Here is a 15,352-nt window from a genome sequence, read left to right on the forward strand (position 1 = left end):
AAGGACTAAAATCGGCCCATGGATATGTTATATAAAACAAGGAATAAGTTTAATGTCAGTTGGCTACTGGATAGTTAAAGGTGACAAAACCAGCTGTGGCGGGATAGTGCATCAGGGTATGGCGGAAAGGACATTTGCCAACCACCCGGTTGCGGTAAATGGCAGTAAAGTCTCATGTGGAAAACACCCCGGCAGCTACAGCGTGGGTGGAGGGCATCCGGGCGAGATAGTGCATGGGAATTACGTCGCCAGCACGCTATACAGCCGTTCAACCTGCCCGTGCAAAGCCTTTTTTATTCCGTCGCAGACGTGGGCATCTCATGGCCCTTATCAAGGAGGAGCGCAGGCCGCCACTTCTCGCTCAGTGGTTGATTCGTCAGTGGCCGAGCCACAGCAGTTCGCCCAGTCAGCCAAAAAAGCCAGTCCACCGCCGTATCTTACTGGCGACAAGCCGCCCTCCGAGTTTTTACCTGATTATCCGGTACTGCGTAATACAAGGGATTTACCCGATTTAAAAGTCCGTGATTTATTGCGCAACAATAATCATGACATTATGTTCCTGACGCCAGAAGAAGCTTATGAAGTTCTTGCCGATTGGGGGACATATCAAAAAGGGTGGATAAATCTTACTGATAATGCGGCTGGACAGATAGTTATTAACTACGGGACAAATATCAAGGATGTGGTCACTACGTCAAAACTTATTGTTGATCTCGGTGGTTTTGGTATTCAGGCGACAACTTATTTTAATCATAAAGGTACTGAGTTAATTAAATTAACCGGATACCCCGGAATCCGAAAAGTACTTAATGCTCCGGTATTTGCGGCGAAAAATTCTAAGGTTGTTGATTTAGGTATTGGTAAATATGGTTTGAATAATTCAATTGTACAGGGAGCCAGATTAACATTCTATGTGGCAGCGGCTTTCAGGACACTTGATTATATTCTTAATGATGAAATTTCATTAGCTAAATTTATAGGCAGTTTAGCAACTGATATTGTTAAAATAGGTATATTCTCTGGTGCAGCATGGCTTGGGGGAACTATAGCCACAGTATTCTTTGCATCAGCCCTTGCTCCAGTAGTTGTTGCTGTGACTGTTGGTTTTTTTGCTGCAATAGGTCTAAACGCTCTTGATGAAAAATTTGGCATAACAGATAAACTTATTGAGTTAATTGAAAAGTCACAACAAGATATTGCACAAAAAGCTAATGATTTAAAACAAGGGATTGTTGACATTGTTGCTCTTGAAATGGATGCAATGCTTGATAAGGGAATTGAATTTACTCAATATGAAGTGAGAAAATACATTAAAAATGTAATGTCTGAGTTAATTAGAGGGCATTTTTGATGGAAAAGATACCACTAAAAATGAGATGCATTGCATTTTCTTTTATAGTCTTTCTTCTTACACCACTATGTATTTTCATAATGTATATACTGGTTGATGAGTTAAGAGATTGGTCAGAATCCCCAGACATTCTGGTTTTTTCTTCACTTAGTATAGCCGCCGGAGTAATAGCCCCACTATTTTTAATAATATTAGTCATTATTTCTATTGAACCAATTTTTAAAGGCCGTAGAGCATCGATTATGTTACAAACGGCATGCTCCAAGTTGCTGTATTTATTGATGATTATTGGTTTTGTGGTGAATTTAGGTTTTAATTATTATTATACAGGGAAGTTAGTTGAACAAGGTTATACTAAATGCAGAGGCATACCGTCCGGTTGGATGCCCGGCATGGCAACAAAATATGCAAAATCAGAAAGTTTGTGCTATTTGAAATAGTTACCACAATGAAAAAGTATTCTGCAATTCTTTAAGCGGGAGGGCCACAGTCACGCGGCCTTTTTGTTTTTTAGCTTGCCCATAATACGAAAAATGGGGTTTTAATTCAGATGGCTATAAGGGCGAAAATGCAGCCAAGAGTTTTTAGCCAATCCGGTCAAGGTCAGCAGCATATTGGCGAATGGCTTTCTGGTAGAGGCTGATATCCTGATGATTTGAAGTTTCAGCCAGCAATATCAATAAGGTGGCGACCGCTTCTTTGGTTTCACCCAGATTGTACAGTGTCATCGCCCGGAACAAGGTTATTTCTTTGGCCTGTGGGAAACTCACCAGCGCGCGATCAAAAGTATCCAATGATTCTTGATATAACCCTAAAGCCCGATAAGTGCTACCCAGCCCCAGATAAGCCTCCTGTAACTCTTGACCCGCCAGATTATGCTCGATAGCAGCACGATAGAAGGGGATCGCTTGCAACTCTAACCCTTGCACATCATACAGCGAGGCAATCTTATACAGCAGGCTGGCGTTATGGGGATCACCGCGCAGTAAGTTTTGCGCCATTGCCACCGCATCATCATAACGGCCCAACTCTTTCAGCGAATCAATAGAATGCTTCATGGTTTTACTCTGTATTTTACCAATATATGTCCAAAGAACTTGCTATATCCCAAGAACTTGGCGTTGCAGGTAGGCCGCAAGCGAACACCCCTGCAGCTTCAAGTGCGAAGGGGATATCTGTGCACGCTACTCCGGAATTACCTAACAGGCAAGCAAAGTGGCGGTTTACTCACTAATCGGCCCCTTTTGTATTCCACTCTAATCTTTGTGGATAATTTTATTGAGTGATAATTACACTAAGTTAAGGTTAAAAAACGAGCACTATCACAAAATAGGAAGACAAAGAATTAACTTCATTGCTAATTAATGGATATTGAATATATGTTCGTAATTGGTTTCATAAATGTAAATTGGAGTTAATTCTATGTTATGGAAGATTAAGGTGTTTATGATCAACGCAGTGGCACTGGCGGCTTTCTCTATGTCCGCTCAATCCGCAGCGCAACCCCCAGTTTATTACCCCGCTGATTATCAAAAAATTGTAGAAGGTGCCCAAAAGGAGGGCAAAGTGGTGGTGTATGCCTCCACGGATATCAAAGCTGCCGCCCCACTGATTAAGGGGTTTGAAGCCGCCTATCCGGGGATTAAAGTTGAATATAACGACATGAATAGCACCGAGTTATACAACCGTTATATCAGTGAACAAGCATCGGGCAGTGGTAGTGGTGACGTGGTGTGGAGTTCCTCTATGGATACTGCCCTGAAATTGGCGATCGATTATGCGCAGGAATATCTCTCGCCAGAACAGCAAGAATTGCCCACATGGGCGGTATGGAAAAATAAAGCCTATGGCACCACTTACGAGCCGGTGGTGTTTATTTATAACAAGCGGCTGATACCGCCAGCCGACTTCCCAACCACCCACGCCGCCCTGGCCAAATTTATCGCCAGCCAGCCGGATAAATTCAAAAAGAAAGTCACCACCTATGATATTGAAAAGTCAGGTTTAGGATTCATGCTGTCAGTACAGGATTTCAAAGCTGATCCTAACTATTTCGCGACCTTGGCGGATATGGCCAAAGGGGGGCTGACAGTGCAGTCTTCCACCGGCACGATGATGGAAAGAGTGTCATCCGGCGAAAATCTGATTGGTTTCAATCTCCTCGGTTCTTACGCGGAAGCTCGAGCCAAAACCGACCCTTCTCTTGGGATTGCCTACCCGCAGGACTACACCTTGGTGCTGTCGCGCGTCATTTTCATCAGTAAAAATGCAGGCAATAATAATGCGGCCAAACTGTGGCTTAATTATGTGCTATCGGAAAAAGGCCAAAATATTTTGGCTAATCAGTCCGATATTCCTTCTATCCGCAATGATATCGATGGCAGTAATGACATCGACGGTATGACCAAAAAACTGGGGGCGGCACTCAAGCCTATCCCGGTTGATGAAAGTCTCTTGGAATATATGGGGCAGGCTAAGCGTCTGGACTATATCAAGCAATGGCGTCTTGCTGCGGCGAAATAAAGGCCTCCTCTGGTGCGTATTGCCGATGGCGGTGCGCACCCCTGATTTACCCTTTGTTATTCATGGATATTTAACCCACAGGACTCATTATGAAAGCATTGCGCAGAAAGTGGCAGGGCTTGCCGCGCGGCTTGGTAGTGTTGATAACAACTTTGGTTATTTACATACCGCTGTCATTTATTGTTATTCAAAGTTTCCTTTCAGCCCCTTTCTTCTCACCCGCCAAAGTGCTCAGCTTCGAAGCATTCCGCTTTATTTTTGCTGATCCTGATTTTTATAAGGCACTGAAAAGCGGATTTATTCTGGCCTTCGGGCTGGTGGTTATTGCTATTCCGCTCGGGGGGATCCTGGCCTTTCTGATGGTCAGGACGGACTTACCGGGGCGGCGGATAATAGAACCCTTAATTTTGGTGCCTATTTTTGTTTCCCCGATGGTGCTGGCGTTTGGTTACGTGGTGGCGGTCGGGCCGGTGGGCTTTATGTCCTTGTGGGCGGAAACCTTACTGGGCGTGGTGCCGTGGAATATTTATGCCATGTCCAGCATTGTGGTGATTGCCGGCTTAACGCATGTTCCCCATGCTTATTTGTATATATCATCGGCATTACGCAGTGTGGGTTCTGATGTTGAAGAAGCCGCGCGCACGGCGGGGGCCTCTCCTCTACAGGTCATGAGTTCGGTGAGTTTGCCGATGGTGCGCCCGTCAATCCTCTATGCCACGGTATTGCTGTTCTTCCTCGGGCTGGAAGTGTTTGGGCTGATGTTGGTATTGGGTGATCCTGAGGGCAACCTGGTGCTGGCAACTTATCTCTACCAGTTGACCAATAAACTGGGTACTCCGTCCTACCATCTAATGGCCGCGGTTGCCGTGGTGCTTATCTGCATCACTATTCCGTTAGTGATGTTACAGCGCGTATTGATGCGCACCGCTAATCGTTTCGTGACAGTCAAAGGCAAAGCTGCTCAGGCGCGACTCTTACCATTGGGCAAATGGCGTTGGGTGGCGGGGGGCGTGGTGGCCTTTTGGCTAACCGTCACTATTGGCGTCCCGCTGCTGGGGGTGGTGCTGCGTGCTTTTGTGTCCAACTGGGGGGTGGGGATATCTATCTGGGATGAGTTATCTCTCGAGACTTTCCGCACTATTTGGCAGCAACCTAATCTGTTGCGCGCTATCGTCAACTCAATGGCCATCGGGGTGTTCGGCGGTGCGCTGGCGGTTATCTGTTATCTGTTTATCGGCATTGCCATGCACCGCAAGCCGGATGGCGTCACGCGCTTTCTCGACTACAGCGTGCTGGTGCCGCGTGCGGTTCCGGGCTTGCTGGCGGGGCTGGCATTCCTCTGGGTGTTCCTGTTTTTGCCAATGTGGCTGGATAACTCATTGAAAGAGGGCTGGTTATCTGTCTTGCCGATGGCTGAATGGTTGCGGGAACACCTGGTGGTGTGGCTCCGTTCTTTGCGCAGCACCATCTTCAGCGTTTGGTTGGCCTACACCGTGGTGTGGATGGCCTATGGTCTACGGCTGATTTCCTCGACATTGCTACAAGTGGGGCCAGAGTTGGAAGAAGCGGCGCGCAGCAATGGGGCCAGCCGGGGCCAGGTCACTCGCCATGTCACCATTCCGTTAGCCCGCTATGGTCTGATTGGCTCGTGGTTGCTGATGTTCTTGATTTTTGAGCGCGAATATTCCACCGGGGTTTATCTGCTTTCTCCGGGGACGGAAACGATCGGCTCAATGTTGGTCTCGCTGTGGGCGGCTGGTGCGATTGATATCGTCGCCGCACTCTCTTTTATTAATATCCTGCTGGTGGTGTTGGGGCTGGGTGTTGCATTGCGCTTTGGAGTTAAATTAAATGATTGAACTTTCAGTAGATAACTTGCATTTAACTTATGGCGATAACCCCGTATTAAAAGGGGTATCGATGCAATTAAAGCGCGGTGAGGTCGTCTCACTGCTGGGGCCATCGGGGAGTGGCAAAACGACGTTATTGCGGGCAGTTGCCGGGCTGGAAAAGCCGGTGCAAGGGCGCATTATCATTGGTGAAAATACAGTTTATGACGGTATGTCGCGCCATGAAATCCCTGCTGAAGAACGCAATCTGGGCTTGGTGTTCCAGTCTTATGCTTTGTGGCCACATAAAACGGTGTTTGAGAATATTGCTTACCCGTTGAAATTACGCAAAATCTCGGCGGTAGAAATCACCCGACGGGTACAAAATGTACTGGATCAATTGGGACTGGGGGAATTGGGCCATCGTCATCCTCACCAACTTTCCGGTGGTCAGCAGCAACGTGTAGCCATTGGTCGAGCACTGATTTACAACCCGCCGGTGATTTTGCTGGATGAGCCGCTGTCGAATCTGGACGCCAAACTGCGCGAAGAAGCGCGGGTATTCTTGCGCGAATTGATCATTAAACTCGGCTTGTCCGCACTTATGGTCACCCATGACCAAAACGAGGCCATGGCAATATCGGATCGTATCTTATTGCTTAATAATGGGAAAATTGAGCAGCAAGGTACGCCACAGGAAATGTACGGCTCGCCATCGACGTTATTCACGGCTGAATTTATGGGCAGCAATAACCGCTTACACGGCAAGGTTACGCAGGTACATGAGGGTAAGGCGCGAATCGAGGGTAAAGATTGGGCCTTATGGGGACGGGCTGCTGAGGGGGTTATTGCTGGTCAGGAGGGGACGGCGGTGATCCGCGTGGAGCGCGTCTGTCTGGGGGATGACCCGAATGGCAACCAACTGACTTTACCTCTGCTAACCAGCATGTATCTGGGAGACCGCTGGGAATACCTGTTCCGCACGGCGGCTGAGGATTTTGTCATCCGTGCTTATGGCGCGAAAGTGGGGCAGGAAGAACTCTGCCAGCTCTCTTTGCCTGTGGAGCATTTATGGGTCTTCCCTAAAGTGTAAATCTGCCTTGCAGCATTAATAAACTGGGTGACCCCGGCCAGCTTCCCGCAAAGTAGGCCGGGTTTGTCGCCCATTCGCTGGCTTTCTCATTCGGCGGTTTTCAATTTTGACTGTTCAAAAAATAGGCGTATAATGAGTCGCGATAATTGAAGAGGAAGTTATGGTCGATTTTGAATTAAGTACGTGGAAAGAGTTTATCGAGGCTATGCTGCGCAAGGCATAAGCGAATAAACCAGCAGTAAGAATTGATATCTTTTGTTGTTTTATCGATACACACCAAGGGGCGAGGCTTCGCTCGCAGAAAGGCAGAACCGTTTGTGCGGTGTCTGCCTTTTTTATGCCCGTCATCTTTCAAGCCGCCAGTGTTGGCCTATTGTTGTTTCACGCGCGGCGGTCTGCCAGGGAAGCGGCGGCGAACCAAGACAAAGAACAGTGGCACGAAGAAAATAGCCAGCACAGTTGCAGAAATCATCCCGCCCATCACGCCGGTACCCACCGCATGTTGGCTACCTGAGCCAGCGCCTTGACTGATAGCCATCGGTAATACACCAAAGATAAATGCCAGTGATGTCATCAGAATTGGCCGCAACCGCAGGCGGGAAGCTTCAAGCGTCGCCTCCACCAAATCCTTGCCTTTATGGTTCAACTCACTGGCAAATTCGACAATCAATATGGCATTTTTGGCGGATAGCCCAATAATGGTCAGCAATCCGACCTGGAAATAGACATCATTTTCCAAGCCCCGCATCCAGGTGGCAGCGACCGCCCCAATCACCCCGAGCGGCACCACTAACATTACCGAGAAGGGTATCGACCAACTTTCATATAACGCCGCCAGACATAAAAACACCACTAACAGCGAGATAGCATACAACGCCGGCGCTTGTGAGCCAGATAGCCGCTCCTGATAGGACATTCCCGTCCATTCGAGGCCGAATCCATTGGGCAGTTGTTTAACCAACCCTTCCATCACATTCATGGCGGTACCGGTACTGACGCCCGGAGCGGCTTCGCCGACAATTTCTAATGCCGAATAGCCGTTGTAGCGCTCCAGCCGCGGCGACCCATATTCCCAGCGGGTGGTAGAAAATGCCGAGAAAGGCACCATGCTGCCACTTTTATTGCGCACAAACCATTTGTTGACGTCTTCCGGCAGCATCCGCGCCGTGGCTTCGGATTGGACATACACTTTCTTCACTCGGCCGCGGTCAACAAAGTCATTAACGTAAGTCGAACCCCACGCGGTTTTTAGCGTGTTGTTAATATCATCCAATGACACGCCCAGTGCTTGTGCTTTGCGCTGATCAATATCTATCTGCAATTGCGGGCTATCATCTAACCCGTTATGGCGCACGCGAGTCAGCGCGGGGTCTTGGGCAGCCATTTGCAGTAATTGGTCACGGGCGGCCATCAGTTTATCGTGGCCTAAGCCGCCGTGATCTTGTAATTCCATATCAAAACCTGATGAGCCACCTAAACCTGAAATGGCCGGTGGGCTGCTGACAGAGACTCTGGCCTCGACAATTTTATTAAACACTTTGGTGGCGCGTTCAATAATGGCAAAAGATGAGTCATTGCTGTCTTTTCGCTGTTCCCAATCTGCCAGCCGAATGAACAAGCGCGCGACGTTTTGGCCATTACCGCCGGGGCCAGACCCCACGGTGGCGAATACCGACAGCACATTATTTTTCTCTGCTGTCAGGAAGTAATTCTCGACTTTCTGCACCACTTTGAGTGTTTGTTGCTGAGTGGAGCCGACAGGAAGTTGCACTTGCGCCATAAACACGCCACGGTCTTCCAGCGGCAAGAATGAAGTCGGTAACTTGATAAACAGCAGTGCCAGCCCACCTAACAGCAATACATACAGCAACATATAACGCGCACTATGGTGCAATACGCGCGCTACGCCCCGCTCGTAGCGGTGCGCATTGCGGTCAAACATGCGGTTAAACCAGCCAAAAAAACCGCGTTTGGCATGATGATGCCCCGGTTTGATGGGTTTGAGCATGGTGGCGCAAAGTGCCGGGGTCAGAATCAAAGCCACCAGTACGGAAAGCACCATGGCGGAGACGATAGTAATGGAGAACTGGCGGTAAATGGCCCCGGTGGTGCCACCGAAGAAAGCCATCGGGATAAACACCGCCGACAGCACCAGCGCAATGCCCACCAGTGCGCCCTGAATTTGCCCCATAGATTTACGGGTGGCTTCGCGCGGATCAAGCCCTTCTTCGCTCATCACGCGCTCCACGTTTTCCACCACCACGATAGCATCATCGACTAACAGGCCGATGGCTAACACAATGGCAAACATGGTTAAGGTATTGATACTGAAACCGAATGCCGACAGTATCGCGAAAGTGCCCAATAACACCACCGGCACGGCGATAGTCGGAATGAGTGTGGCGCGGAAGTTTTGTAAGAACAAATACATCACCAGGAAAACCAGCAAAATGGCTTCCAGCAATGTTTTCACCACATCCTTAATGGAAGCTTTCACAAAGGGGGTGGTTTCGTAAGCGACTTTTGCCTCAAGGCCATGGGGGAAGAAAGGCGTTAGTTCGGCAATACGCGCTTTCACCAGAGCATCGGTTTGCAATTCGTTGGCACCGGAAGCCAACTGAATACTCATCCCCGATGCGGCCTGGCCATTGTAGCGGCTAAGGTAATTGTAATTCTCTGCACCCAATTCGACTTTTGCGACATCACCCAAGGTGACCAACGAACCGTCCTGATTGACTCGCAGCGTGATAGCTCTGAATTGCTCGGGTGTTTGCAATTGGGATTGTGCATTAATCGTGGCATTCAAAGATTGGCTGTCTACCGCGGGCGTCCCCCCAAGCTGGCCCACCGCAATTTGGCTATTTTGTGATTGGATGGCGGTGACAATATCTTGTGTCGTCAGTTGATAATTATTGAGCTTATTGGGGTCGAGCCAAATCCGCATTGCATATTGCGAGCCAAAAGCATTGATACTGCCAACCCCTTCGATTCGGCTCAGTGGATCTTGTAGATTACTGGCGACATAGTCGGCAATATCTTGTTTATCCATGCTGTCATCGGTGGATACAAAGGCCAGCATCATCAAGGTGCTATCACCGGATTTGGAGACTGAAATACCTTGCTGCTGGACATCCTGCGGCAGTTTTTTGGTCGCCGATTGCAGCTGGTTTTGCACTTGCTGCATAGCTTCATTGGGGTTAGTGCCCGCCTGGAAAGTCAACGTGACGGTGGCCGTACCTGCGCTGCTGCTTTGTGACGACATATACAGCAAGTTATCCAGCCCGGTCATACTTTGTTCTATGACCTGCGTGACAGTATTTTCCAGTGTTTGCGCCGAAGCTCCGGGATAGGAGGCACTGATGCGCACATTTGGCGGTGCAAGGTTGGGATATTGCTCAACCGGGAGGGTGGAGATTGCCAATGCGCCAGTAAGACACAAAATTATCGCCAATACCCAAGCAAAGATTGGGCGGTCGATGAAAAAATTTGCCATGCAGTGCCAGCCTCTCAAGTTAAATGCAGCAGAATCTACCGTGCACTTTACGCGGGAATCCGGCATAAAACGTGAAGAAAATAAGGAGAAGCTGTAAATAACATCGTTAAAATTTGAGTTAATTCATCTTGATGGTGATAAGAATGATAAACAGGCGTTTTTTCGGCTATCAAGTAGACTATTGAGTAGCTATCCAACCTAGGAAGGTATTATGGAACTTAACCCGGTATTTGCTCGTCGTCTCTACCTTTGCTGGCTTATCAGCCGAGGGGAGTCATTGAATGTGCCGCGCTTAATGGAATTGACGGGGTGGCCGCGGCGCACATTGCAGGATGTCTTGAAAGCGCTGCCAGGATTGGGCATTACAATGACATTTGTGCAGGATGGGGTGCGCAATAATGCTGGATATTACCGGTTAGATAGCTGGGGGCCACTGAATAAAAAATGGATAGACGATAACCATGTTTTTATTTTAGCAGCCATTGAATAACCTAATAGCTTGGCTGCTATTATACCCGTCATACTTCAAGCTGCATGTGCGTTGGCGACGTTCAATAACCCGTATCACTTACTACAGTAAGCTCATCGGGATTTTCTCTCTTTCCGCCTTCCTGCAACTCGAATTACTTAGGGTATAGATAATAGGGTAGTTATTAGTATTTTTTATTTTCTAAAAATAGGATGGTTGCCGCAACACGCGAGCGAACATTCAGTTTCCGTAATAAATTACGAATATGCACTTTTACCGTCTCTTCGGAAATGTGTAACTCAAACGCGACCTGTTTATTGGACATTCCGCGTGCGACCTCTTGCAAAACATCTAATTCCCGCTCGGTTAATTCAGAGAATGGATTAACCTGTTCGTGTCGGGAAGATAAATATTGTGTGACCTCATCACTGAATACTTTCTCACCCTTTGCAGCAAGACGGATATTTTCTAGCAATATTTCAGGTTCGCTGTCTTTGAGCAGGTAGCCATCTGCACCAGCATCTATCATTGCGTACACATCACTGCGCGCATCAGAGACAGTCAAAACAATAATTCGCGCGTCTATGCCTTCATTGCGTAATGCTTTCAAGGTATCCAGCCCAGACATTCCTTTCATGTTCAGATCAAGCAGAATGACATCCGGCTGACACGCGGCCGCTTTGGTAATAGCATCGCTGCCGCAGTTGGCTTCAGCAATCACATTAAAATTGCTATCCAGTTCAAGTAACTGTTTTATCCCACGGCGCATGAGAGGATGATCATCAACGATCATAATGGTGTGATTTTGGGTCATGATAAGTAAGGTCCCTGTAACCAATAACATTAAATGATTGGCTGTTGATCGTGGATTATTTGGGGTCGTTAATTTGGCCGACCATGTTATCCATCATAGTTAGTTTAACCACGCTTTGAGTGTACCTTAAAACGCCGGCCAAATTCATTTAACAGCGGCAATTTATCTGAAGAATAATGACTAAATTGCATTTCTTTTTGATAGCTATTCTCATCAAATGAATCGTTATATAAAAAATGTGATAACGCAAATAGATTTAACAGTGAGAAACCACGCAAATAACCACTAAATTAATTGATCTTGCTCAATATCTACCGACGATTAACTCTAAAGAGTAATTATTTTATTACTCATTATTCTGTATCTAATACCTCAACACTGGGGAATCTTCTTTAATACAAATAAGAATTATTATCATTATATTGGTGTAACTCACCAAACTTTAAATGAACACTTTGCTCACGTATACGCACGCGCGCCAGTAGATGTTAAGGATATCAGCATGACTGATTTATCACGGCGTAACTTGTTGACTGGCTTTTGGCAAGCCGGTAAGCAGCAGCCCTCAGTGATTCGGCCACCGTGGTCAGTCATCGAAAGCGACTTTATTGCTGGCTGTACGCGTTGCCATGACTGTGTTGCCACTTGTGAAACTGGCGTGTTGATTGCTGGTAGTGGTGGGTTCCCCGAAATAGATTTTCAGCGTGCCGAGTGCAATTTCTGTCAAGCCTGTGTGCAGGCCTGTGAAGCGGGTGTTTTCACCGCGACCGCACTGCCCGCCTGGTCGCTAAAAATCAACATATCAGACCGCTGTTTACCTTTTCACAATATTGAATGTCGCAGTTGTCAGGACAGTTGTGAACCGCGGGCGATTAAATTCCGCCCACGGCTAAATGGTATTGCTCAACCCGAATTAGACCTTCCTGCTTGTACCGGCTGTGGTGCCTGTGTACCCAGTTGCCCAGTCCAGGCAGTAACCCTCACCCGGAGTGAAGATGGACGATAAAGAATGGCATGTCTGTGGATTGGTAATACAAGCCAAACCTGCGCGAATAGCGCCGCTAATCGACAGCCTATTGGCGATTCCGGGAACAGAAATACCCACCAGTGATACCGCTCTGGGTAAATTGGTGGTGGTTATGCAGGCAGCGCGCTCAGACGTGCTCCTGAATTATATTGAGTCAGCACGCAATCTGGATGGTGTGTTGGCTGTATCGCTGGTTTATCACCAGCAGGATCAGCAAGGTGAGGAAATGCCATGAAACTCAGTCGCCGGGATTTTATGAAGGCCAATGCCGCAGTTGCGGCGGCGTGCGCTGCCGGATTGACCATACCCACTGTCGCCAAGGCTGCTGTGGGCGAGACAACAAATGCAATAAAATGGGATAAAGCGCCTTGCCGATTCTGTGGTACTGGCTGCGGTGTTTTGGTCGGCACGCAAAATGGCCGAATCGTGGCATCTCAAGGTGACCCGGATTCACCGGTCAACCGTGGGTTGAACTGCATAAAAGGCTATTTCCTGCCTAAAATCATGTACGGCAAAGACCGCCTGACTCAGCCGCTGCTGCGCATGAAAGACGGTCAATATGATAAAGAGGGCGATTTCACCCCAGTAAGCTGGGAAAAAGCCTTTGATATCATGGAACTGAAATTTAAAAATGCGCTGAAAGAAAAAGGCCCGACGGCGGTAGGCATGTTCGGCTCCGGCCAGTGGACGGTGTGGGAAGGGTACGCAGCATCCAAATTACTGAAAGCCGGTTTCCGCTCCAACAACCTTGATCCCAATGCACGCCACTGTATGGCTTCTTCCGTGGTGGGCTTTATGCGCACCTTTGGTATGGATGAGCCGATGGGGTGCTTTGATGATATTGAAGAAGCAGATGCCTTTGTGCTCTGGGGCTCCAATATGGCGGAGATGCACCCTATCTTATGGTCGCGCATGACCAGCCGTCGCCTGACTGATGACAATGTCAGAATCGCTGTGCTGTCTACTTTTGAGCATCGCAGCTTTGAACTGGCCGATAACCCGATGGTCTTTACCCCGCAGACCGATTTGGCGATTATGAATTATATCGCCAATTACATTATTCAAAATAATGCAGTTGATCAGGGCTTCCTTGACCGCCATGTGAATTTCCGCCGGGGTGCGACGGACATCGGTTATGGTTTACGGCCAACACATCCACTGGAAAAAGCGGCTAAAAACCCCGGTAGCGATGCCTCTGAGCCAATGAGCTTTGATGATTTTAAAGCTTTTGTGGCCGAGTACACACTGGAAAAAACCGCCAAAATGAGCGGCGTGCCGGAAGACCAATTGGAGTCACTGGCGCAGCTATATGCAGACCCTAAAGTGAAGCTGGTGTCCTACTGGACCATGGGCTTTAACCAGCATACCCGTGGTGTGTGGGCCAATAACATGTGCTACAACCTGCACCTGTTAACCGGCAAAATTTCTAAACCGGGTTCTGGGCCTTTCTCTCTGACCGGCCAGCCTTCTGCTTGCGGTACAGCCCGTGAAGTGGGGACTTTCTCCCACCGCCTGCCCGCCGACATGGTGGTCACCAATGAAAAACATCGCCAAATTGCCGAAACCAAATGGCAGCTACCGCCGGGCACTATTCCAGAAAAAGTCGGTTTACATGCAGTGGCACAAGACCGCGCGCTGAAAGATGGCACTCTCAACGCCTACTGGGTGATGTGCAATAACAACATGCAGGCCGGGCCAAATATCAATGAAGACCGCATGCCGGGTTGGCGCGATCCGCGTAACTTTATTGTGGTTTCAGACCCTTATCCCACCATCAGTGCACTGGCCGCGGACCTTATCTTGCCGACCGCCATGTGGGTCGAGAAAGAGGGCGCTTACGGTAATGCCGAGCGCCGTACCCAATTCTGGCGACAACAAGTGCCGGCACCGGGTGAGGCAAAATCTGATTTATGGCAGATGGTTGAGTTTGCCAAACGCTTCAAAGTTGAAGAAGTGTGGCCAGCCGAGCTTATTGACAAAAAACCGGAATATCGCGGTAAGACACTGTATGACGTGCTGTTTGCCAACAATGTGGTGAATAAATATCCGTTGAGTGAGATTCCTGCTGACCAATTAAATGATGAAGCGCGCGACTTCGGTTTCTACCTGCAAAAAGGGTTGTTTGAAGAGTATGCCGAATTTGGCCGTGGCCATGGTCATGATTTAGCGCCGTTCGACCGCTACCACCAAGAGCGCGGTCTGCGCTGGCCAGTGGTGAATGGTAAAGAAACTCTCTGGCGTTATCGCGAAGGTTTTGACCCCTTTGTACCGAAAGGCGAGGATGTCCGTTTTTATGGCAAACCGGATGGTAAAGCGGTGATATTCGCGCTGCCTTATGAACCCGCCGCCGAAAGCCCGGATCAGGAATATGACCTGTGGCTCTCCACTGGCCGCGTGCTGGAGCATTGGCACACCGGTTCCATGACCCGCCGTGTGCCGGAGTTACATCGTGCTTTCCCAGAAGCCGTGCTATTCATTCACCCATTGGATGCTAAAGCCCGTGATTTACGGCGCGGTGACAAAGTGAAAGTGATTTCACGCCGTGGCGAAGTGATTTCGCTGGTCGAAACTCGTGGCCGTAACCGCCCGCCACAAGGGCTGGTGTATATGCCGTTCTTTGATGCCGCGCAGCTGGTGAATAACCTGACGCTGGATGCCACTGATCCCTTATCCAAAGAAACTGACTTCAAGAAATGCGCAGTGAAATTGGCGCGGGTTGTTGCGTAATTGTGCAAAAGACGCGGTCTTTCAGG

Annotated in this window: 12 protein-coding genes; 9 read left to right on the top strand and 3 right to left on the bottom strand. The window is 48.6% G+C overall.

Features of this window, described 5'->3' with window-relative positions; all coding sequences use genetic code 11:
• Positions 1-52 precede the first annotated feature (52 nt).
• Both OP863_RS05660 and OP863_RS05665 read left to right on the top strand, forming a co-directional pair.
• Positions 53-1,351 carry a PAAR domain-containing protein gene (locus tag OP863_RS05660; RefSeq protein WP_265525970.1) on the top strand — a complete coding sequence of 433 codons (1,299 nt, stop codon included), beginning with the start codon at positions 53-55 and terminating at the stop codon, positions 1,349-1,351.
• Positions 1,351-1,791: a DUF1240 domain-containing protein gene (locus OP863_RS05665; RefSeq protein WP_265525971.1), complete on the top strand. Its 441-nt coding sequence runs from the start codon at positions 1,351-1,353 to the stop codon at positions 1,789-1,791. The genes OP863_RS05660 and OP863_RS05665 overlap by 1 nt, the downstream gene beginning before the upstream one ends.
• Before the next feature lie 144 nt (positions 1,792-1,935).
• Here OP863_RS05665 and OP863_RS05670 read toward each other — a convergent pair whose 3' ends face one another.
• Positions 1,936-2,409 (bottom strand): tetratricopeptide repeat protein, encoded by a 474-nt coding sequence (locus tag OP863_RS05670; protein ID WP_038635072.1) that lies wholly within the window; start codon positions 2,407-2,409, stop codon positions 1,936-1,938.
• Positions 2,410-2,773: 364 nt separating this feature from the next.
• Here OP863_RS05670 and OP863_RS05675 point away from each other — a divergent pair, with 364 nt between their 5' ends.
• The 3 genes from OP863_RS05675 (at position 2,774) to OP863_RS05685 (ending at position 6,796) form a co-directional block, all read left to right on the top strand.
• Complete coding sequence (locus tag OP863_RS05675; RefSeq protein WP_145588875.1) at positions 2,774-3,874, top strand: ABC transporter substrate-binding protein; 1,101 nt, start codon at positions 2,774-2,776, stop codon at positions 3,872-3,874.
• 89 nt (positions 3,875-3,963) lie between these two features.
• Positions 3,964-5,733, top strand: coding sequence for an ABC transporter permease (locus OP863_RS05680; RefSeq protein WP_145588876.1), 1,770 nt, complete (start codon positions 3,964-3,966; stop codon positions 5,731-5,733).
• On the top strand, positions 5,726-6,796 hold the full coding sequence (locus tag OP863_RS05685; RefSeq protein WP_145588877.1) for an ABC transporter ATP-binding protein: 1,071 nt from the start codon (positions 5,726-5,728) through the stop codon (positions 6,794-6,796). Before OP863_RS05680 ends, OP863_RS05685 begins: the two co-directional genes overlap by 8 nt.
• Positions 6,797-7,166: 370 nt before the next feature.
• On the opposite strand, the gene acrD is transcribed toward OP863_RS05685, so the two are convergent.
• Positions 7,167-10,289, bottom strand: coding sequence for a multidrug efflux RND transporter permease AcrD (gene acrD / locus OP863_RS05690; RefSeq protein ID WP_038635059.1), 3,123 nt, complete (start codon positions 10,287-10,289; stop codon positions 7,167-7,169).
• 211 nt (positions 10,290-10,500) lie between these two features.
• Here acrD and OP863_RS05695 point away from each other — a divergent pair, with 211 nt between their 5' ends.
• Positions 10,501-10,779: a winged helix-turn-helix domain-containing protein gene (locus OP863_RS05695; RefSeq protein ID WP_038635056.1), complete on the top strand. Its 279-nt coding sequence runs from the start codon at positions 10,501-10,503 to the stop codon at positions 10,777-10,779.
• A gap of 163 nt (positions 10,780-10,942) precedes the next feature.
• Here OP863_RS05695 and narP read toward each other — a convergent pair whose 3' ends face one another.
• Positions 10,943-11,572: a nitrate/nitrite response regulator protein NarP gene (gene narP / locus OP863_RS05700; RefSeq protein WP_038635054.1), complete on the bottom strand. Its 630-nt coding sequence runs from the start codon at positions 11,570-11,572 to the stop codon at positions 10,943-10,945.
• Positions 11,573-12,074: 502 nt separating this feature from the next.
• On the opposite strand from narP, the gene napF reads away from it, so the two are divergent.
• Genes napF through napA form a run of 3 tightly spaced genes read left to right on the top strand, consistent with a single transcriptional unit; the run spans position 12,075 to position 15,326 of the window.
• A complete protein-coding gene (gene napF, locus OP863_RS05705) occupies positions 12,075-12,578 on the top strand; it encodes a ferredoxin-type protein NapF (protein ID WP_265525972.1) in 504 nt (167 codons plus the stop codon).
• The gene (gene napD, locus OP863_RS05710; RefSeq protein WP_019081761.1) at positions 12,568-12,834 is read left to right on the top strand and encodes a chaperone NapD; all 267 of its coding nucleotides are present in this window, start codon (positions 12,568-12,570) and stop codon (positions 12,832-12,834) included. Before napF ends, napD begins: the two co-directional genes overlap by 11 nt.
• Positions 12,831-15,326: a nitrate reductase catalytic subunit NapA gene (gene napA / locus OP863_RS05715; protein WP_038635047.1), complete on the top strand. Its 2,496-nt coding sequence runs from the start codon at positions 12,831-12,833 to the stop codon at positions 15,324-15,326. Before napD ends, napA begins: the two co-directional genes overlap by 4 nt.
• Positions 15,327-15,352: the final 26 nt, after the last annotated feature.

It is taken from the genome of Yersinia sp. SCPM-O-B-9106 (C-191) (assembly GCF_026183365.1).
Classification (GTDB): domain Bacteria; phylum Pseudomonadota; class Gammaproteobacteria; order Enterobacterales; family Enterobacteriaceae; genus Yersinia; species Yersinia rochesterensis.